General features: G+C 59.4%; 19 protein-coding genes. 13 read left to right on the forward strand and 6 right to left on the reverse strand.

Annotated elements, in window-relative coordinates:
* Nucleotides 1-154: 154 nt before the first annotated feature.
* The 7 genes from MTP37_RS03745 (at nt 155) to glpK (ending at nt 8,392) form a co-directional block, all read left to right on the forward strand.
* Entirely contained in the window at nt 155-1,486 is a 1,332-nt protein-coding gene (locus MTP37_RS03745; protein WP_249238258.1) for an ABC transporter substrate-binding protein, read from the forward strand.
* A gap of 32 nt (nt 1,487-1,518) precedes the next feature.
* On the forward strand, nt 1,519-3,069 hold the full coding sequence (locus MTP37_RS03750) for a helix-turn-helix transcriptional regulator (RefSeq protein WP_249238259.1): 1,551 nt from the start codon (nt 1,519-1,521) through the stop codon (nt 3,067-3,069).
* 90 nt (nt 3,070-3,159) lie between these two features.
* Nucleotides 3,160-3,573 carry an EamA family transporter gene (locus MTP37_RS03755; protein WP_249238260.1) on the forward strand — a complete coding sequence of 138 codons (414 nt, stop codon included), beginning with the start codon at nt 3,160-3,162 and terminating at the stop codon, nt 3,571-3,573.
* A 241-nt stretch (nt 3,574-3,814) separates the two neighbouring features.
* The gene (locus MTP37_RS03760; protein ID WP_249238261.1) at nt 3,815-5,260 is read left to right on the forward strand and encodes an NAD(P)/FAD-dependent oxidoreductase; all 1,446 of its coding nucleotides are present in this window, start codon (nt 3,815-3,817) and stop codon (nt 5,258-5,260) included.
* On the forward strand, nt 5,253-6,512 hold the full coding sequence (locus MTP37_RS03765) for an NAD(P)/FAD-dependent oxidoreductase (RefSeq protein WP_249238262.1): 1,260 nt from the start codon (nt 5,253-5,255) through the stop codon (nt 6,510-6,512). The genes MTP37_RS03760 and MTP37_RS03765 overlap by 8 nt, the downstream gene beginning before the upstream one ends.
* Nucleotides 6,509-6,862, forward strand: a complete 354-nt coding sequence (locus MTP37_RS03770) for a DUF1667 domain-containing protein (RefSeq protein ID WP_249238263.1) — start codon at nt 6,509-6,511, stop codon at nt 6,860-6,862. The genes MTP37_RS03765 and MTP37_RS03770 overlap by 4 nt, the downstream gene beginning before the upstream one ends.
* Before the next feature lie 36 nt (nt 6,863-6,898).
* Complete coding sequence (glpK, locus tag MTP37_RS03775) at nt 6,899-8,392, forward strand: glycerol kinase GlpK (protein ID WP_249238264.1); 1,494 nt, start codon at nt 6,899-6,901, stop codon at nt 8,390-8,392.
* 121 nt (nt 8,393-8,513) lie between these two features.
* Here glpK and MTP37_RS03780 read toward each other — a convergent pair whose 3' ends face one another.
* From MTP37_RS03780 to MTP37_RS03790, 3 genes are all read right to left on the reverse strand, one after another.
* A complete protein-coding gene (locus MTP37_RS03780) occupies nt 8,514-8,714 on the reverse strand; it encodes a type II toxin-antitoxin system antitoxin (protein WP_005940562.1) in 201 nt (66 codons plus the stop codon).
* Nucleotides 8,714-9,745, reverse strand: coding sequence for an SPFH domain-containing protein (locus tag MTP37_RS03785; RefSeq protein WP_249238265.1), 1,032 nt, complete (start codon nt 9,743-9,745; stop codon nt 8,714-8,716). The genes MTP37_RS03780 and MTP37_RS03785 overlap by 1 nt, the downstream gene beginning before the upstream one ends.
* 134 nt (nt 9,746-9,879) lie before the next feature.
* On the reverse strand, nt 9,880-11,112 hold the full coding sequence (locus MTP37_RS03790; RefSeq protein ID WP_249238266.1) for a glycerate kinase type-2 family protein: 1,233 nt from the start codon (nt 11,110-11,112) through the stop codon (nt 9,880-9,882).
* A gap of 240 nt (nt 11,113-11,352) precedes the next feature.
* Between MTP37_RS03790 and MTP37_RS03795 the strand changes: the two genes are divergently transcribed.
* The 6 genes from MTP37_RS03795 to MTP37_RS03820 all read left to right on the forward strand — a co-directional run bounded on the left by MTP37_RS03795 (nt 11,353) and on the right by MTP37_RS03820 (nt 16,487).
* Nucleotides 11,353-12,342 carry an LCP family protein gene (locus tag MTP37_RS03795; RefSeq protein ID WP_249238267.1) on the forward strand — a complete coding sequence of 330 codons (990 nt, stop codon included), beginning with the start codon at nt 11,353-11,355 and terminating at the stop codon, nt 12,340-12,342.
* Between the two features lie 71 nt (nt 12,343-12,413).
* Nucleotides 12,414-13,013 carry a hypothetical protein gene (locus tag MTP37_RS03800; protein WP_249238268.1) on the forward strand — a complete coding sequence of 200 codons (600 nt, stop codon included), beginning with the start codon at nt 12,414-12,416 and terminating at the stop codon, nt 13,011-13,013.
* 153 nt (nt 13,014-13,166) lie between these two features.
* Nucleotides 13,167-13,988, forward strand: a complete 822-nt coding sequence (locus MTP37_RS03805; protein ID WP_249238269.1) for a YveK family protein — start codon at nt 13,167-13,169, stop codon at nt 13,986-13,988.
* Nucleotides 13,985-14,731, forward strand: coding sequence for a CpsD/CapB family tyrosine-protein kinase (locus MTP37_RS03810; protein WP_249238270.1), 747 nt, complete (start codon nt 13,985-13,987; stop codon nt 14,729-14,731). Before MTP37_RS03805 ends, MTP37_RS03810 begins: the two co-directional genes overlap by 4 nt.
* The gene (locus tag MTP37_RS03815; RefSeq protein WP_249238271.1) at nt 14,728-15,438 is read left to right on the forward strand and encodes a CpsB/CapC family capsule biosynthesis tyrosine phosphatase; all 711 of its coding nucleotides are present in this window, start codon (nt 14,728-14,730) and stop codon (nt 15,436-15,438) included. Before MTP37_RS03810 ends, MTP37_RS03815 begins: the two co-directional genes overlap by 4 nt.
* A 209-nt stretch (nt 15,439-15,647) precedes the next feature.
* Nucleotides 15,648-16,487, forward strand: coding sequence for a response regulator (locus MTP37_RS03820; protein ID WP_249238272.1), 840 nt, complete (start codon nt 15,648-15,650; stop codon nt 16,485-16,487).
* A 51-nt stretch (nt 16,488-16,538) separates the two neighbouring features.
* Here the strand turns inward: MTP37_RS03820 and MTP37_RS03825 are convergent, their stop codons facing one another.
* From MTP37_RS03825 to MTP37_RS03835, 3 genes are all read right to left on the reverse strand, one after another.
* Nucleotides 16,539-17,621 carry an FAD:protein FMN transferase gene (locus MTP37_RS03825; protein WP_249238273.1) on the reverse strand — a complete coding sequence of 361 codons (1,083 nt, stop codon included), beginning with the start codon at nt 17,619-17,621 and terminating at the stop codon, nt 16,539-16,541.
* Nucleotides 17,618-18,040, reverse strand: coding sequence for a DUF3783 domain-containing protein (locus MTP37_RS03830; protein WP_249238274.1), 423 nt, complete (start codon nt 18,038-18,040; stop codon nt 17,618-17,620). Before MTP37_RS03830 ends, MTP37_RS03825 begins: the two co-directional genes overlap by 4 nt.
* A gap of 132 nt (nt 18,041-18,172) precedes the next feature.
* Nucleotides 18,173-18,301: an oxaloacetate decarboxylase gene (locus MTP37_RS03835; protein ID WP_249238275.1), complete on the reverse strand. Its 129-nt coding sequence runs from the start codon at nt 18,299-18,301 to the stop codon at nt 18,173-18,175.
* Nucleotides 18,302-18,314 lie beyond the last annotated feature (13 nt).

An 18,314-nucleotide genomic window follows, 5' to 3' on the forward strand; every position in this document is an offset into this window, starting at 1 on the left:
TTGGGGTTTTGGTGCTTCCCCCTCAAAAAATCCCCCCAAAAAGCCCAAAATTGGGGGGATTTTGGGGCAGTTCCCCCCAAAAAACAGGCAGCTGCAGCCCTGCCTGTGCCGGTTTTCCCCCTCTGGCTGCAATTGCGGAAAGGAGTCATGAAAAATGGAACGAAGGACATTTTTAAAGATTGCGGCGCTCGTCCCCGGTCTGGCTCTTGCGGGCTGCGGCGGCAGCAAGACCCTGCTTTCTCCCAAGGACCCCACCATGCTCAGCATCTGGCATGTGTACGGCGAACAGGCCGACTCGCCCATGAACCGCCTGCTGACCGAGTTCAACGACACGGTGGGCAGGGAGAAGGGCATCCTGCTCAACGTGACCAACATGACCAACAGCGCCGCCATCGGCGGCCAGCTGCAGGATGCCAAGGCCGGCAAGCCCGGCGCGCTGGATCTGCCGGACCTGTTCTCGGCCCACCCCGCGGACGCCAGCGCTCTGGGCATTGAGAACCTTGTGGACTGGAACGACTGGTTCACCGCCGAGGACATGGCGGCCTATGTGCCCGGCTTTGTGCAGGACGGCATCATTGACGGGAAGCAGGTGGTGTTCCCGGTGTCCAAATCCACCCAGCTCATCTTTTTGAACGGCTCCCAGTACGCCCGGTTTGCGGCGGACACCGGGGCGCAGCTTTCCACCCTTGCCACATGGGACGGCTTTTTTGAAATGGCGGGTGCCTACCGGCAGTGGTCGCAGGGCAAGCCCTTCTGCGCGCTGGACTACCCCCTGCGTCTGGTGGAGCTGAACGCGCTGGAGCAGGGCAGCGGCGAGCTGTACAAGGGCAGCTGGTACGATCTGACCAACGAGACCTTCCGCGCTTCGTGGATGGAGTTTGCCCGGGCGCTGGTGCAGGGCGATATTCTGATCTCGGACCTGTACTCCAACACGCAGGTGATGACCGGCGAGACGCTGGCGGGCCTTGGCAGCTCTGCGGCCATCCTTTATTACAATGATTTCGTCACCTACCCGGACAACACCACCGAGCCCACCGACCTGCTGCTGGCTCCTTTGCCTCACGCCGCAGGCACCGCCACGCCCCTGATGCCGCAGGCCGGTGTGGGCCTGTGCGCCTTCAAGACCACCGACCAGAAGGCCGAAGCCGCCGCGGTGTTCCTGCGCTGGCTCACCGAACAGCAGCGCAATCTGGAATTTGCCGCCGATACCGGCTACATGCCGGTGTCCAGCGCCGCCTTTGACGCCATTGCGGACTATCCCTTTGAGCAGCAGAGCTATCAGCGGCTGTACGACGTCTACAACGAAATGCGCATCCAGAACACCCCCCTGTCCGAACCGGGCATCGTGGGGTACCACGCCAAGGCCAAAACCTTGTACGACAGCCTGCGCCAGCGCCAGAAGGACTATCCCCAGCGCCTTGCGGACGGCGAAACGCTGGAAGCCCTTACCGAAGAGACATGGCAGCTGCTGTGTGACAATGCCTGAGCCTGCCGCTCAGCCGGAAAGGAGGGACTTTGATGCACTTTGTTGACCGGCACCGTGAAAAGATCCGCCAAAGCCCCATGAGCAGCCGGCTGCTGTGGGCCTGCCTGCTGCTGGTGGTGCTGCTGGTGTTGACCTTTGGTGCGGCGCTGTTCCTGTTTGCCAGCCTGCACAACACCAAAAAGGACATCAGCCGCAGTCTGCAGATCCAGTTTTCGGTGTTTCAGAATGATATGGAGCGCTATTTTGAACAGCTGGCGGTCATGGGCGTGAACCTGTCCGAGGACATGAGCGCAGAGGTGGACAAGGAGCTTGCCCTGCGGCAGATGTCCTTTGCCCAGCTGAACGACTCCCCCGAGGTGCTGAACGCGCTGGAGGAGGAAATGATCGAGCCGCTGTGCCGCCGTCTGCGCCAGACCGGCTGTTCCGGCGCCTTTGTGCTGCTGGATGCCACCGTCAACACCCGCATGGAGGGAGCAGAGCATTCCCGCGCCGGGCTGTATGTGCAGAAAAGCGGTGCCGACACCCCCACCGTGCCCCTGCTGCTGTACCGGGGCAGTGCACAGGTGGGCAAGGCCCACAGCGTGATGCCCCACCGCAAGTGGCGCATGGAGTTCCAGACCGACCAGTTCCCGGACTACGACCGCTGGATGACCCCCGGCAGCGCCCCGCTGTACCAGTCCTATACGCTGACCGAGCGGTTCGAGCTGCCCGGCACCTCGGAGGAGGTGCAGCTGTTTTTGCTGCCCCTGCGGGGGCGGGACGGCACGATGTACGGGCTGTGCGGCTTTGAAATCAGCGAGAGCTACTTCAAGCAGAACTTTGCCCAGCCCACCGGCTTTGACCGGCTGAGCTGCCTGCTTGCCCCGGCGGGGGACGGCCTTGCCGCCGATGCCGCCCTCAGCAGCGGCACCACCGGCGGCTACTACCATGCCCCCCGGGACACGCTGATGCTGCGCAGCATGGGCGGCGGGCTGACCCAGTTGACCGGCCCCGACAACGCCTATGCGGGCATCTCCCAGCTGTGCCGCCTGAGCGAGAGCCAGTCCTACCGGCTGGCGGTGTGCATCCCCATGGCAGACTACCGGAGACTGGTCTTTTCCGGCAATCTGCAGATGCTGCTCATCGGCCTGTTCATCGCCTTTTTCGTGGTGTTCTGCTGCATGAACTTCCACCGGCGCATCCTCTCGCCTGCGTTCCGGCAGTTCGAGGAGGACCGGCGGGAGTCCCGGCGGCGGATGGACGAGCTGCAGCTGGAACGTCAGCAGATGCAGACCGAGCTGTCCCGGCTGGCGGACGTGTGCCGCAACGAGTCGGTGCCCGATGCCTTCCAGACCTTTGTGGCGGGCATCCCCACCCTGACCAAGACCGAACGCCGCATCTTTGACGGCTACGCCGCCGGGCTGCGCACCCGGGAGATCGCGCAGCAGCTGGATATCAAGGACAGCACCCTGCGCTTCCACAACAAGAACATCTACGACAAACTGGGTGTCAGCTCCCTCAAGCAGCTGCAGCAGTTCGTGGCGATCCTGAACTCCGGCAGCGGCAGCGCCCCGGACGAAAACGCCCCGCCGAAAGGCCGCTGAACGGAATGCTCCCGCGCCGCTATCCCAAACACCTTTACTTGAAATAGGCCTGAAATGGTGGTAGAGTTGAGAAAAACAGGAGGAAGCAGTATGTGGTTTGTTTTTGCGTTGGGGTCAGCGGTATTTGCCGCATTGACTTCTATTCTTGCGAAGATCGGCATTGACGGAGTAAATTCCACGCTTGCCACGGCCATTCGCACTGCAGTTGTGCTCCTGATGAGCTGGGGCATGGTGTTTCTGACGGGAACACAGACCGGCATCGGGGATATTTCTCACAAAAGCTGGCTGTTCCTGATCCTATCCGGCCTTGCCACGGGTGCAAGCTGGCTGTGCTACTATCACGCTCTGCAGATCGGTGCAGCGTCCAAGGTGGTTCCTGTCGATAAACTGAGCGTGGTCATCACGCTGGCACTGGCATTTTTCATCCTGCATGAGCCGTTCACGGCAAAAAGTCTGATCGGCTGTGCGCTCATTGCTGCAGGAACCTTGTTCATGGTATTATAAAAGCAAGAAATGGCTGTGACACGCTGCGTGGTGCCGCAGCCTGCAGATCAAGCGCTTTCGTCTGATATAACTATTATTTTTGAACAAATGCCTTGACATCTTGTGCGGACTGCGTTATTATAAAGATAATAAAAGTTTGTTCAGAGAATCGAGCAGAACAAACAAGAGGGAAACCGAAAACCCTTTTGTTTGCTCTGCTCTTTTTCTTCTGTTCGGAAAACAGAGCGATCAGGAGGTATTTATGCTGGATGTAGCGATCATCGGCTGCGGCGTCATCGGCGCAGCAAGTGCCTACGAGCTGTCACACTACCGGCTGCAGACCGCGGTCTTTGAGGCGGAAAACGATGTGGCAGACTGCACGACCAAGGCCAACAGTGCTATTCTGCACGCCGGATACGATCCCGAGCCGGGCACCCAGATGGCACGGCTCAACGTGGAGGGCTCTGCACTGGCCAAGGAGATCTGTGCCCGTCTGGATGTGCCGTACCGTCAGTGCGGCAGTCTGGTGCTGGCCCTCAGCCCGGAGGAGCTGCCCCACCTGCAGAAACTGTATGAGAACGGCATCGCCAACGGCGTGCCGGGTATCCGGCTGCTTTCCGCAGAGGAAACGCTTGCCATGGAGCCGAATCTGGCCCCCAATGTGGTTAGCGCGCTGTATGCGCCCAGCGCCGCCATCGTCAGCCCGTGGGACTTTGCACTGGCCATGGCAGAAGTAGCCGTGCGCAACGGCGTGGAGCTGCACCGCAGCTGCCCTGTGACCCACATTGAAAAGACTGCCGACGGATGGGCACTGACAACGCCCGATGGCATCGTGGAGACCCGCTACATCATCAATGCGGCAGGCATCTCGGCACAGGCCGTGCACGATATGGCTGCGCCCCACAAATTTACCATCCAGCCCACCCGCGGCGAATACTACCTGCTGGACAAATCCGAGGGCAGCCGTGTGCACCACGTCATCTTCCAGTGCCCCAACGAAAACGGCAAGGGCGTTCTGGTCGCGCCCACCGTCCACGGCAACCTGCTCGTTGGCCCGGACGCCGTTCGGGTAGAGGGCGACAACACCGCCTGCACCGCTGCCGGTCTGGCTTTTGTCAGCGCCGCAGCCCGCCGCAGCGTGCCGAGCATCCGGTTCGGGGAGTCCATCCGCAACTTTGCGGGCGTCCGCGCCAATGTGGACACGGGCGACTTCGTTATCGGCGAAGCGGAAGGCGCGCCCGGCTTCATTGATCTGGCGGGTATGAAATCGCCCGGCCTGTCCAGCGCCCCGGCTGTCGCAAAGGAAGTTACCAAGATCCTGAAGGCCCACGGCGACCTGCCCGCCGCCAAGACAGACTACAGGGACGGCCGCACCAGAGTGCGCTTTAAGGAGTGCTCGCCGGAAGAAAAGGCCCGGCTCATTGCGGAAGATCCCGCATACGGCCGCGTGGTCTGCCGCTGCGAGACGATCACCGAGGGGGAGATCCTGAACGCCCTGCGGGAAGAGATCCCCGCCACCACCATCGACGGCGTCAAGCGCCGCTGCGGTGCCGGTATGGGCCGCTGTCAGGGCGGCTTCTGCGGGCCGCGGGTGCTGGAGCTGATCAGCAAAACGCTGGGCATCAGCCCGCTGGACGTGCTGCAGGATAAAGCCGGTACCAACGTCTTACTGTGCGAAACCAAGCAGGAGGAAAATCACCATGATTGATCTGGTCATCGTCGGCGGCGGCCCGGCAGGCCTTGCCGCAGCTTACAGCGCATGGCAGCACGGCCTGCGCGATATTCTGATTTTGGAGCGGGACAACGAACTGGGCGGCATCCTGAACCAGTGCATCCACAATGGCTTTGGCCTGCACCGCTTTGGAGAGCAGCTCACCGGCCCGGAGTATGCCGGACGCTGCATTGAACTGCTGCAATCCACCGGCGTGCGGGTGGAGCTGGGCACCATGGTGCTGGAGGTCACCCCGGACAAAAAGATCCACTGTGTCAGCCGAGAAAAGGGTTATCAGATTTTGGAAGCCAGAAGCATCATCCTCTGCATGGGCTGCCGGGAGCGCACCCGCGGTGCCATCGGCATCCCGGGCACCCGCCCCGCCGGCATCTACACCGCCGGTGCTGCCCAGCGCTATGTCAACATGGAGGGCTATCTGGTAGGCAAGCGGGTGCTCATCCTCGGCAGCGGCGACATCGGCCTGATCATGGCCCGCCGCATGACGCTGGAAGGGGCCAAAGTGCTGGCCTGCGTGGAGGTCATGCCGTATTCCGGCGGCCTGACCCGCAACATCGTGCAGTGCCTGCAGGACTTCGACATCCCTCTGTATCTGTCCCATACCATCGTGGATATTCAGGGCAAGGCCCGCGTAGAAAAGGCCATCGTTGCCAAGGTGGACGAGAACCGCCGCCCCATCCCGGGCACCGAAATGGAATTTGATGTGGATACCATCCTGCTCAGCGTTGGCCTGATCCCGGAAAATGAGCTGACCCGGCAGGCCGGGATCCCCATGGACCCCCACACCAAGGGCGCTGTGGTCTACGAGAATATGGAGACCGGCATCCCCGGTGTGTTCGCCTGCGGCAATGTGGTGCACGTGCATGATCTGGTGGACTTCGTTTCGGGCGAAAGCGACCTTGCCGGTGCTTCTGCGGCGGCCTATGTTTTGAAGGGCGAAGCCTCCGATACGGTTGTACTTGACCTTGTCCCGGGCAATGGCGTGGGCTACACCGTGCCGCAGCGGGTGCGCCCCGCCGATGTGGACAGGAGCGTGAATGTCTCCTTCCGCGTGCGGCAGAACTACGGCCCCAGCCAGATCACAGTGGCCTGCGGCGGCAGGCAGTTGGCCCGGTTCAAGCGCCAGCGCATGGCACCCGGTGAGATGGAGCACATCGCCCTGCCAAAAGTCCTGCTGGAAAAAGCGGACGGCCCTCTGACCGTCGCGGTAGAGGAGGTTATTGCAGAATGAGCCGTATCAAAGAAGTTATTTGCATCTGCTGTCCCTGCGGCTGCCACTTGCAGGTGGACCCGGAAAATGATTATAATGTAACGGGAAACGCCTGCCCCAACGGTGCCGCCTACGGCAGGGAAGAACTGACCCACCCCACCCGCATCCTCACCAGCACCGTGCGGGTGGAGGGCGGGCTGTATCCGCGCTGCCCGGTAAAGACTGCGCAGGCTGTGCCCAAAGAGAAGATGACCGAGGTCATGGCTGCACTGGACCGCGTCACTCTGCACGCACCCGTCCGCACCGGGCAGGTGGTGCTGGCCGACGTGTGCGGCACCGGCGTGGACATTGTGGCGACGCGAAATCTGTAATACACACTCCTGAAACGATACGGAGGTAGCAAAAGCATGAGTACAAAATATGTTCTGGCGCTGGATCAGGGAACCACCAGCAGCCGTGCCATCCTGTTCGACAATGAGCAGAACATCATTGCGGTGCAGCAGCGCGAGTTTGAGCAGATCTATCCGCAGCAGGGCTGGGTGGAGCACAACCCTATGGAGATCTGGTCCACCCAGTATGGAGTCATGAACGAGGTGGTGGCCCAGAGCGGCGTCGATGTCCATGACATCGCCGCCATTGGCATCACCAACCAGCGGGAGACCACCATCCTGTGGGAAAAGGCCACCGGCCGCCCCATCTATAACGCCATCGTCTGGCAGTGCCGCCGCACGGCACCGCTGGTGGATGAACTGCTGCAGCAGCCCGGCATGGCAGACTACATCCGGGAGAACACCGGCCTGATGCCCGACGCCTATTTCTCCGCAACGAAGATCAAGTGGATCCTGGACAATGTGCCCGGTGCGCGGGAGCGGGCCGAGGCAGGGGAGATCCTGTTCGGCACCGTGGACACATGGCTGGTCTGGAAGCTGACCGGCGGCAGAGTGCACGTCACCGACCGCACCAACGCCAGCCGCACCATGCTGTATAACATCCGCACGCTGGACTGGGACGACACTCTGCTCAAAGCGCTGGATATTCCGCGCTGCATTCTGCCCCGCGTCACCGATTCCAGCGAGGTCTACGGCACCACCGACCTGTGCGGTGTGCAGATCCCGGTGGCCGGCATTGCCGGTGACCAGCAGGCTGCGCTGTTCGGGCAGAGCTGCTTTGGCAAGGGGGAGGCCAAGAACACCTACGGCACCGGCTGCTTTTTGCTGATGAACACCGGCGACACCATCTGCCGCAGCCGGAACGGCCTGATCTCTACCATTGCCATCAGCCTGAACGGCAGGGTGGAGTATGCGCTGGAGGGCAGCGTCTTTGTGGGCGGTGCTGTAATCCAATGGGTGCGCGACGGTCTGCGCATGATCCAGGAAAGCCGCGACGCGGAATACTACGCCCAGAAGGTGCCGGACAACGGCGGCGTTTACATCGTGCCCGCCTTTACCGGTCTGGGTGCACCGTACTGGGATATGTACGCCCGCGGTGCCATTGTGGGCATCACCCGCGGAACCACCCAAAACCATATCATCCGCGCGGCGGAGGAGTCCATCGCCTACCAGAGCGCCGATCTTGTGGCGGCTATGGAAAAAGACATCGGCGTGCCCATCACCTCGCTGAAGGTGGACGGCGGTGCCTCCCGTGACCAGTTCCTGATGCAGTTCCAAGCCGACATCCTGAACAAGACCGTGCTGCGCCCGGCCATCCGGGAGACGACCGCTCTGGGCGCAGCCTATCTGGCGGGCCTTGCCACCGGCGTATGGAAGGACCGGGATGAGATCCGCAGCCTGTGGCACTGCAACATGACCTTTGCCCCGCAGATGGACGAGGCCGAACGCACCCGCCTGCTGGCCGGCTGGCACAAGGCCGTGGGCCGCAGCAGCGACTGGGCAGAGCATTGATGGTTTTCGCTCACGATCACTTACAGCAAAAATGAGACAGGCAGCCCCTTGTTTTCGGGGAAGCCTGTCTCATTTTTTGGATAGAGCAATTTGCAGCGGCCCATCGGGCCAGATTATTACATCATTTGATGTCGAGTTCGGGCGGGACGTCGATCTGATCCGAGACGTACTTCCCGTTCTTTTTGCGCTGACGCACGCACTCGGTGAGCAGATACTCGATCTGTCCGTTCACCGAGCGGAAGTCATCCTCTGCCCAGGCGGCAAGGGCGTCGTAGAGCTTCGCGTTCAGGCGCAGGGGCACCTGCTTTTTGGGCTCTGCCATCAGTACAGGCTGCCGCTGTTCACAATGGGCTGTGCGTCACGGTTGCCGCACAGCACCACCAGCAGATTGGAGACCATCGCCGCCTTGCGTTCGTCGTCCAGCTCCACCACCTTGTTTTCGCTCAGGCGATCCAGGGCCATTTCCACCATGCCCACGGCACCGTCCACGATCATCTTGCGGGCGTCGATGATGGCGCTTGCCTGCTGGCGCTGCAGCATCACGGCTGCGATCTCCGGCGCATAGGCCAGATAGGTGATGCGGGCCTCCACCACTTCGATGCCGGCCTGCTCAACATTCTTCTGGATCTCGTCCCGGATGCGGGCGGCTACCACCTCCGAGGAACCGCGCAGACTGCCCTCATCGGCCACGCCGTCGCCGGTGGTGTCCACATTGGGGGCTACATCATAAGGGTAAACGCGCACCACGTTGCGCAGGGCGCTGTCGCACTGCAGGGAGAGGTATTCCTTATAGTTGTCCACATTGAACACGGCCTTTGCGGTGTCGGTGACCCGCCAGATGACCGCAATGCCGATCTCCACCGGGTTGCCCAGACAGTCGTTGATCTTCTGGCGGGAGTTGTTGAGGGTCATCATTTTGAGCGAGATCTTCTTGCTGGTAGATTCTGCGGTCTGGGCACTGCTGTTACCTGCCTTGAGCAGGGCCGCCATGCCGGTTTCGCCGCTGTTCACGTCACCGCTCTGGCTGAGCTTTGTGCCCGCCGCAGGGTTGACTGCGGTACAGAACGGATTCACCCAGTAAAAGCCCTGCCCCTTTAAGGTGCCGATGTAGTCGCCGAAGAGGGTGAGCACCAGTGCCTCCTGCGGCTTGAGCACCTTCAGGCCGCAGAACAGGAAAATGCCCGCCACCCAGTACAGGATGGACAGCGCCATGAGCAGAATGCCCGGGAACAGGCTGGTGTCCAGCAGGATCAGGCTGTACACGAACAGTGCCGTGAACACCACATAGCCCAGCAGGGTGAGCAGCAGCATGACCATGCCGTTCTTTTTGGTCTGCAGAATTTTCTCTTCCATAATGGTCTCCTTCTTATCAGGGCTTGAAAACGTTTCTTTATGATATCAAAATCATATCACTTTGAACTTTCTTTGTCAAGCCCCGGAGGCCAAAATCCCTTCAGGCGGGGTACAATGTTTATAAAACCGGCTTCTCAGTCCCGGAGCAATGCCACGGCCACATCGTTGACGTTCGTGCCGGTGGCTCCGGTCATGATGAGCCCCTCCACAGCCCGGAGGGCGTGGTAGGCATCGTTGTGCTGCAGGGTGTCAAACACGTTCCAGCCTTTTGCAGTCAGCGCAGCAAGGGTCTCGCCGTCCACATAGCCGCCTGCGGCATCAGTGGGGCCATCGGTGCCGTCACTGCCCACCGAGAACACTGCCGCGTTCCGCCCTGCAATGGCGGGAGCTGCCGCAAGCGCCAGCTCCTGATTCCGCCCGCCGAGGCCCCTGCCGGTCAGGTGGACGACCGTCTCGCCGCCTGCGATATAGGCCAGCTTTTTCCCGTGCCCCGTGTGGGTGCGGACGATGGAGCCAAGAAAGCTGCCCGCTTCCCGGGCCTCACAGCAAAGTTGATCGGTCAGCAGGATGGGCTCATAGCCCAATTCCCGGCAGGCATTGGCCGCAGCGGTGCACAGTTCCCGCACGCTGCCGGTGATCCGGGTGGTCACGTTGTCCAGCGCTTTGGGCGTTTCCTGCTGCAGCAGCGTCTTTGCCTGTTCCGACAGGTTTAAGTGGTACTTTTCCGCAATGGCAAGGGCCTGTGCGCAGGTGGAGGTGTCCGGCACCGCCGGGCCGCTGGCAATCATGTCCAGCGGGTCGCCGAGAATGTCGCTGAGTACGATGCTGAACACCTCTGCCGGGGCACAGGCCTGCGCAAACCGTCCGCCCTTGACAGCGGAAAGCCGCTTGCGGATGGTGTTCATTTCCACGATATCGGCCCCGCTGGCGAGAAGCTGGCTTGTGATGTCCTGCAGCTCTTCCCCGGGCAGCAGCGGCCGCTCGAACAATGCGCTGCCGCCGCCGGAGAGCAGGAACAGCACAGTATCCTCTGCCGTCAGGCCCTGCACAAGGGCCAGCGCCTTTTCGGTGGCAGCAAAGCTGTTCTCGTCCGGGACCGGATGGCCTGCTTCACAGCAGGTCACGCCCGGGATCTCACCCTTTACGTGGCCGTATTTGGTCACCACCACACCGCCGTCCACACGGCCCAGTGCTTCCACCGCAGCGTGTGCCATCTGCCAGGCCGCCTTGCCCGCTGCCACCAGCAGCACTCTGCCGCCCCTCGGCGCAAAGGCGTTCAACGCACGGCGCACGGCTTCGTCCGGCAGAACGGCGTTCAGGCTGGAGCGGATGATGGCATCTGCATCCCTTCGCAGAGTCGGATTCATAAAGCATTCCTCCACTAACTGTTTTTGCTTTTAGTATAGCGCGTTTCTGCATTCTTTTAAAGTGCAGCTCTGCCGGGTTTCCTTCTTGATTTCAAAGAAAAATAAGGGTGAAAAAAACTGATATAACAGCTAAAATAACGAAAAATGCATTGACAGTTGCACGGTTGTGACGCTATAATAGGCCATGGAATATTTTCCGGCAGGATCATATTCCGAGGGAAAGAGGGGAAGCATACCTTTTTGAACACAAAAAAACAATATCGCGCTGCTGCTGCGGCGCTGGCTGTACTGGTGCTGGCGGCTTTGCTGCTTTTTGCAGGCGGCAGCTGGCTGGAAAAGCGCAGCCGGAAACCGGAGACCCGGACGGAGCTGCCGCAGGCAGAGCAGGAGACCGTGGAACTGAACGGCCATACCTACAAAAAGCGTGACGGGCTTACGACCATTCTTGTAATGGGCGTGGATCATGAAACGCAGGAGTCCTATGCATACCGGCAGGCCGGTCAGGCGGATTTCCTCCGGTTGATCGTGCTGGACAGTAACAACAAGACGGTGCAGCAGTTGCAGATCGACCGTGACACGATCACGCCGGTGACAGTGCTGGGCGTTATGGGGGATCGGTATGAGCCGGTGGAGCAGCAGATCTGTGTGGGCTATGGCTTTGGCGATGGACGCCAGACCAGCTGCGAGGTCACAGTGGAAGCTGTGGAAAATCTGCTGGGCGGACAGACGGTCGATCAGTACCTTTCCATGGGTCTGGATGGCATTTCAACACTGAATGACTTGGCGGGCGGCATTACCGTTACGCTGGAGGATGATTTCTCCGCCATCGATCCGGCTATGACCAAGGGCACGACCCTGACGCTGCATGGAGACCAGGCAGAGACCTTTGTCCGTACCCGCCGCAGCATCGGCGTTGGCACCAATGAGGCCCGCATGGCCCGGCAGGAACAGTATATCCAGAAGCTTGCCACACAGCTGGATGCTGAAGTAAAGCAGAACCAGAACTTTGTGCTCACGGCTTACGACGCAATGGAACCGTATCTCTATACGAACATCCCGCGCGGCCAGCTGGCAAATGAAGTGTGGGCGGCAAAGGATTATGAGCGGATGGATACAATCAAGCCGGAAGGCACCCATGAGATCGGTGCCGATGGCTTTATGGAGTTCTATCCGGATGCTGCAAGCCTGCAGCAGGCTGTATTGCAGCTTTTCTATGAACAGGTTGAATAAATGTGTGTGTTGCACATTTAGATAGAGGTACTCTCGGGGAAAGAGTGTGAAAGTTTGAAAGGAAGAGTCATATGAGAATGAAAAAGGTCGTTGGTGTTGCAGTTTCTGTGGTTCTGGCCGTAAGTATGGTTGCAGCCACTGCTTTTGCAGCAGAGACTGCTCCTGCAAGCCCGACCAGCGCAGATAAGGATGCCGGCAAGATTACCTTTGAGGCCACCGGTTCTTCTTTTGAGGGCCTGAACATCGAGTTAAAGACCACCACTGTTTCTGCCGCGGAAGAGGAAGCTCTGAAGGCAGCAGGCAGCGTGCGGGCTTATCTGGGTGCAGATGCCTATTCTGAAATTACCCGCATTCTGGGCAGCAATGTGACCATCAGCGAGATCAAGGAGCTGATGGTCACCGGTTATGTGGCTAGCATGGGTGATGTTACCGCTTACCTTCACTTTGCAGCTCTGCCCAAGGCAGGCACTCAGGTTGTCGTTACGGTCAAGGTCGTCACTGCGAATGGCAACGTTGTGACTCTGCCTGTGGTTGGTACCGTTGTTGAGCAGACTTCCACCGTCAATGGTAAACCTGTGACCCGGCGTGCTGTCAAGGTTGTGCTGGATAGCGTGACCATGGCAAACATTCAGGCTGGCAAGGCAACTGCTTCTGTTGCTACCGCAAAGTAATTAGCAGACTGCATCATTTGCGGTGCTCCCTGATGAAACAGGGGACGCCGCATTTTTGGCGTATAGGATTTAGAAAAATAGAGGAAAGGGCACAACGCCCGGGCCGCATGGGCGGCAGTATTATGCAGTATTATATAAGTAAGGAGTGAAATCGTGCAGCAAGATACTTTTGTGAAGGAGCGCACAGCTTTAGCGGTACAGCAGGAACAGGGAGAAGACACCATTGATCTGCTGGAACTGTTCATGGGTCTGCTGGCCCACTGGACGCTCATTGCAGCCACGGCTGTGGTGGGTGCCGTACTGATGGCGCTTTATACGTTTTTTCTGGTAACGCCGATGTACAAGGCAACGGCTACCATCTATGTGGTCAGCCGCAATGATTCGGTGCTGAACTTCTCCGACCTGCAGGTCGGCAGTGAGCTGACCAGCGATTACATCAAGGTCTTTGAAATGTGGGAAGTCCACGAAAAGGTCATCAGCAACCTGAACCTGAATTATACCTACACCAATATGGCCAGTATGCTGTCTGTCACCAACACCAGCGACACCCGTATGCTGGATATCACGGTCACGAACCCGGACCCGGAAGAAGCGGCAGCGATCGCAAACGAGTATGCGGATGTGGGCGCAAAGTACATCTCGGAAAAGATGAAGACGGACGAGCCCACCCTGATGTCTTCTGCGCGCGTGCCGGAGAATCCGTTCAGCCCCAACAAGGCCAAGAACATCCTGATGGGCTTTGTAGTGGGCTTTGTGCTGGCCTGCGCCGTGGTGGTGCTGCGGACCATGCTGGATGATACCTACAAGTCTGCTGATGATATCCGCAAGTATACCGGCATGGTCGTGCTGGCATCGATCCCGCTGGCCGACGCCGGCGAACAGCCGAAAGAGAAAAGCGAGTTCAAGCGCCGCACCAAGCGATTTGCCGATGATATCCGCCGCCGTGTGGGCGGCAGCTCCGGGAGGAAAGCATGAAACAGCTGAAGATCACAAAATTTCCGGCTCTGGATTATGCGGGAAATGAAGCCTTTAATACCCTGAGCACCAACCTCTCCTTTGCAGGTGCGAGTGTCAAAAAGATTATGATCACCAGCTGCCATGCTACAGAGGGCAAGAGCTATCTGTCCATGAACCTGATGCGCACGCTGGCACAGCGCGGCCTCAAGGTAGCGCTGGTGGACGCAGACCTGCGCCGCAGCACGATCAACAGTGACTACGGCCTGAAATATGAGGATGGCCGCAGCGACGGCAAAGGCCTCTCCCATTTTCTGGCCGGTATGGTGGGCATGGATGAGGTCATCTACCAGACTGACATCCCCAACGCGATCATGGTGCCGGTGGGCCGCGATGTGCCCAACCCGCTGGCGCTGCTGACCAACAGCCATTTTGCCGAACTGCTGGATATGCTGGCCAGAATGGCAGATTACGTCATTGTGGACGCACCCCCGGTGGGCGTGGTCATCGATGCGGCAGAGATCGCCAAGGCATGTGACGGTACCCTGATCGCAGTGAACTACAACGATGTGAGCCGTCAGGAGCTGCTGGACGTGAAGCAGCAGATCGAGCAGACCGGCTGCCCCATTCTGGGCACGGTGCTCAATCAGGTGGACTACGACAACTATATGGGCCGCAAGTACTACAAATCCTACTCAAAGTATGGGAAGTACGGCTATTACAAAAAGTATTATAAGCGGAGCCACGAAGCGGAAAAGAAATGAGCGGCTTTACGGATTATCATGCGCACTTCGTCTACGGCGTGGACGATGGTGCGCAGACCAGAGAAGAAATGTATGCCATGCTGGATGCAGCGGCAGCAGACGGTGTGCGGCACCTGTTTGCTACCTCGCACAGTACGCCGGGCATGGAACGCTTCCCGCAGGAAGTCTATGACCGGCATCTGGCTCTGGCCCGCGCATACTGCACACAAAAAGGCTACGACCTGAAGCTGGAGCACGGCGCTGAGCTGCTGTATACCCCTGCGGCGGGATATGCGGCAGTCCAGCACCAGCTGCTGACCTTGGGAGATACCGGCTGGGTGCTGCTGGAGTTTGTGCCGAACATAACGGCAAAGGAGCTGGAAACGGCTCTGCAGGAGATCACGGGTGCGGGCTACCGCATTCTGGTGGCCCACATTGAGCGGTATCCCTGCCTTGTGCAGCACGGCTTGCTGGCCCGCCTGCATGAGCAGTACCGGCTGCGCTGTCAGATCAACTGCTCGGCTGTGCTGGACAGCGGCTTCTGGCAGCGGATGCGGCTGGAGCACTGGGTCAAGGCGGGGCTGGTGGACACGGTCTCTTCCGATGCACACAACTGCACCTCCCGCCCGACCCGGATGCGGCAGACCTATGAGCAGCTGTGCAGCCATGTGGGAGAAACCACGGCACAAAAATTGACAGGGTTGGACGGCACGGAATATCTTGTATAACTGCCTGAGCTGCGGGAAATAAGATCCGGCTCAGACACCTCTTTCGGTCAGTGGTTTTGCGGACAAACTGCACGGAAGAGGTGCTTTTTCGTAATTAAGATAAGGTTTCCGTTTTTTTGTGCAAAAATAACTTGCGAATCAGCGGGTGACGTGTTAAACTGAACAAGGGGGAGCGTTTTGAACGTAAGCTTGCGGGGGTGTGTTATTAAATGAAGATATTGGTCGTCGATGACGGACAGCTTGCGATCAACTCGCTGGTCCGCATCCTGTGCCGTGTTGCACCCGACTGTGATTATATCAGCGCCATGACCACCGAAGACGCTCTGACATGGATGCGTCAGGGGCCTATGGATGCTGCCTTCCTGAATCTGGAAATGCCCGGCATGAACGGGCTTGGTTTGGCGCGCATGATCCAGAAGCTGCAGCCGCGCTGCAACATCATTGTGGTGACAGAGCATCCGGAATATGCGCTGGAAGCGCTGCAGATCTTCGTCAGCGGCTTTCTGCTCAAGCCCGCAAACGAGGATGATGTCAAGAATGTGCTGAAGCATCTGCGCTACCCGCCGGAGGATGGCCCGGCAGGCGTCAAGATCCAATGCTTCGGCAATTTTGAGATCTTCGTCAATGGGCGCACACTGGCCTTCAAGCGCAGCAAGAGCAAAGAGCTGCTGGCCTATCTGGTGGACCGCAACGGTGCCACCTGTACCAACGGTGAAATGCTGGCGGTGCTGTGGGAGGACAAGCCCGATACCGCATCCCTGCACAGCCATCTGCGCAACCTGATCTTTGACCTGAGCCATGCGCTGGAAGATGCAGGCGTTACCGGCCTGCTCATCCGCGGCCGCAGCACACTGGCCATCGATACGGGCAAGGTGGACTGCGATTACTACAACTTCCTGAAGGGGGACCGCTCGGCCATCAATTCCTACCGGGGCGAGTATATGACCCAGTATTCCTGGGCAGAGGTGACCCGCTCGGCGCTGCGCCAGCAGGCAAGCGCCCAGAAAACGGCGTCCATTCCCAGCTATTACGCGCCGACCGAATTTTGAAGCAAAAAGAAAGCACTGCATTGCAGTGCTTTTCTTTTTGTCGAAATGCTTTTAGTTTTTCAAATGGGCATCCCAGCCGGAGGAGGTAATGATCTGCTGATCCGGTGTGCACCACATGGCTTCCACGCCGTCCAGACTTTCCACGATCTTCAGCCCGTCCTCCAGCGGCTGGCAGAACAGGCCGGTGGTCAGGCAGTCGGCCAGACCGGAGTCACTGCACAGCACGGTCACACCATTGAAGTAGGTGGAAGGGAACAGGGTGTCCGGGTCGATCAGGTGGTGATAGCGCTTGCCGTCCACCACAAAGTAGCGCTGGTAGTCGCCGCTGGTCACAAGGGCCATATCGCTCATGTTGATGGCACCGCTCAGCATGGAACTGGCGGTGTACAGGTCGGAAGCGTTCCACGGGTTTTCCACACCGCCGGTCCACTGGCTGCCGTCCGGCTTTGTGCCGATGGCACGCAGATTGCCGCCCACACTCACCAGAGCGCTGGTCAGGCCGCGGGCCTCGGCTGCCTGACATGCCATTTCCACGGCATAGCCCTTGCCCACGCTGCCCACGTCCAGCCGCATGTCCGGGTCGGCCAGATAGACGGTCTTGGCGTCCTCGTCGATGATGACATTGTTGATGTCGCAGTGCTGGGCGGCAGCTTCCAGCTCGTCCATGCCGGGCAGCTTGTTGTCCGCATCGGTCTCGGTGGCCTCGGCCGCTTCGCGGTAGTTGTGCCAGATGTTCAGCACGCTGCCCATGGCGATGTTCAGCTTGCCGTTGGTGGTGGCGTACATCTGGTCGGCCAGCTCCAGCATGGAAAGGATGCGGTCATCCACCTCCACGGGGGCCTTGCCGGCGTTGTCGTTGATGGTCTTCACGTTGGTCACGCCGGGGTAATCGTTGTAGATGTCGTACAGCTGATTGTAGGTGACAAGGTCTGCGTGCAGCGCGTCCATCTGGGTCTTGAACACCTCTTCGCTCTCACAATAGGCGATCACCTGCGTTACGGTGTCGAACACATCGTAAAAAATGGTGGAGTAGCGGGTCAGCTCCTTCTTTTTGGGGGCACAAGCGGCCAGCAGGCTCAGGCAGAGCGCACCGGCCAGCAGCATGCTGACCAAACGGTTTGCACGGGTCTTCATAGGGTCTGGTTCTCCTTTGCGGCGGTAACGGCTGCGTGCTCCTCCTGCAGGTGGGCCAGCAGGTCGCCGAACACCCAGCTGCGGTTGGAGGGAGTGACCACGGCCTTGAGCGGGATGTTCACCTGTGCCTGCTTCATCAGGTCCAGCAGGGTGTCCACATCCTTATCCTTGAAGTTTGCCAGCACCAGTGCCGGGGGATAGGCACCCGGTTCCAGCACCAGCGTGCGGGCGGTTCTGGTCTCCACCTCGCCCAGCAGCTGGGCGACGGTCTTGCCGGCATCCGCAGGGGACACGGGCAGCAGCTTCATGCCAAAGGCGGGGGCCATGCCCTCCAGCTTGCCGCGGTCGGCATTGGAAAGATTCCAGCCCAGCGCCAGCGGCACACCGGCGTTCTGGTTGCGTGCGATATGTGCTTTCATAATGATACCTCTTTTTAAAGGGTGATTTCAAAATACACTATAGTATACCACAAACCAAAGCAAACGAAAAGCCCGGGCCTTTCTCTGAGCGGAAACAGGCCCGGACTTTTTCTGTTCAGTCAAAAGGAAAGATCATTTCCGGCTGGTAAGCCGATTCAGCAGCATCACGGACAGAACGATGATGCCGATGACGAGGATGATGCCGACCATCCCAATGAGCATCATCGGCAGTGTGACCATCCACGAAGAAAGATGAAGCATAAGTACACCTCCG

Source organism: Faecalibacterium sp. HTF-F (genome assembly GCF_023347535.1).
Taxonomy (GTDB): domain Bacteria; phylum Bacillota; class Clostridia; order Oscillospirales; family Ruminococcaceae; genus Faecalibacterium; species Faecalibacterium wellingii.

Excerpts from the sequence above, each read along its gene's own strand:
- MTP37_RS03745 (WP_249238258.1), top strand. The coding sequence starts at position 155 with ATGGAACGAAGGACATTTTTAAAGATTGCGGCGCTCGTCCCCGGTCTG.
- MTP37_RS03750 (WP_249238259.1), top strand. The coding sequence starts at position 1,519 with ATGCACTTTGTTGACCGGCACCGTGAAAAGATCCGCCAAAGCCCCATG.
- MTP37_RS03755 (WP_249238260.1), top strand. The coding sequence starts at position 3,160 with ATGTGGTTTGTTTTTGCGTTGGGGTCAGCGGTATTTGCCGCATTGACT.
- MTP37_RS03760 (WP_249238261.1), top strand. The coding sequence starts at position 3,815 with ATGCTGGATGTAGCGATCATCGGCTGCGGCGTCATCGGCGCAGCAAGT.
- MTP37_RS03765 (WP_249238262.1), top strand. The coding sequence starts at position 5,253 with ATGATTGATCTGGTCATCGTCGGCGGCGGCCCGGCAGGCCTTGCCGCA.
- MTP37_RS03770 (WP_249238263.1), top strand. The coding sequence starts at position 6,509 with ATGAGCCGTATCAAAGAAGTTATTTGCATCTGCTGTCCCTGCGGCTGC.
- glpK (WP_249238264.1), top strand. The coding sequence starts at position 6,899 with ATGAGTACAAAATATGTTCTGGCGCTGGATCAGGGAACCACCAGCAGC.
- MTP37_RS03780 (WP_005940562.1), bottom strand. The coding sequence starts at position 8,714 with ATGGCAGAGCCCAAAAAGCAGGTGCCCCTGCGCCTGAACGCGAAGCTC.
- MTP37_RS03785 (WP_249238265.1), bottom strand. The coding sequence starts at position 9,745 with ATGGAAGAGAAAATTCTGCAGACCAAAAAGAACGGCATGGTCATGCTG.
- MTP37_RS03790 (WP_249238266.1), bottom strand. The coding sequence starts at position 11,112 with ATGAATCCGACTCTGCGAAGGGATGCAGATGCCATCATCCGCTCCAGC.
- MTP37_RS03800 (WP_249238268.1), top strand. The coding sequence starts at position 12,414 with ATGAGAATGAAAAAGGTCGTTGGTGTTGCAGTTTCTGTGGTTCTGGCC.
- MTP37_RS03810 (WP_249238270.1), top strand. The coding sequence starts at position 13,985 with ATGAAACAGCTGAAGATCACAAAATTTCCGGCTCTGGATTATGCGGGA.
- MTP37_RS03815 (WP_249238271.1), top strand. The coding sequence starts at position 14,728 with ATGAGCGGCTTTACGGATTATCATGCGCACTTCGTCTACGGCGTGGAC.
- MTP37_RS03820 (WP_249238272.1), top strand. The coding sequence starts at position 15,648 with ATGAAGATATTGGTCGTCGATGACGGACAGCTTGCGATCAACTCGCTG.
- MTP37_RS03825 (WP_249238273.1), bottom strand. The coding sequence starts at position 17,621 with ATGAAGACCCGTGCAAACCGTTTGGTCAGCATGCTGCTGGCCGGTGCG.
- MTP37_RS03830 (WP_249238274.1), bottom strand. The coding sequence starts at position 18,040 with ATGAAAGCACATATCGCACGCAACCAGAACGCCGGTGTGCCGCTGGCG.
- MTP37_RS03835 (WP_249238275.1), bottom strand. The coding sequence starts at position 18,301 with ATGCTTCATCTTTCTTCGTGGATGGTCACACTGCCGATGATGCTCATT.